The organism is Pseudomonas viridiflava (assembly GCF_900602065.1).
In the GTDB taxonomy this organism is placed as follows: Bacteria; Pseudomonadota; Gammaproteobacteria; order Pseudomonadales; family Pseudomonadaceae; genus Aquipseudomonas.
The window spans coordinates 1-278 of sequence record NZ_UWFN01000383.1 but is presented as its reverse complement, the minus strand read 5'-3'; the positions used below and the strand labels follow the sequence as shown (position 1 = coordinate 278).

Genomic DNA, 278 nt, shown 5'->3' with positions numbered 1-278 from the left:
GTACGAGGCCAGGATGTTCCAGCGGTCCTTCTCCAGGTCGCCCCAGCCCTTGGTGAGGCCGGCGCTCGACCACGAGCCACCGGATTTTTTCGGCTGGCCGTAGGTGGCGGTGATCTCGCCTTTGGTCAGGTCTTTTTTCAGGATGAAGTTGACCACGCCGGCGATGGCGTCCGAGCCGTACAGCGCCGAGGCGCCGTCGGCCAGGATCTCCACGCGCTCGACCGCCTCGAGCGGAATGCTCTCGATGTTGACCGCGTAGCCGCCGCCCTGGCTCGAGC

1 protein-coding gene is annotated in these 278 nt (G+C 66.2%); it reads right to left on the bottom strand.

Annotated elements, in window-relative coordinates:
- On the bottom strand, positions 1-278 hold a 278-nt coding region (locus EE949_RS29080), incomplete at both ends, for a TonB-dependent receptor plug domain-containing protein (protein ID WP_164666865.1).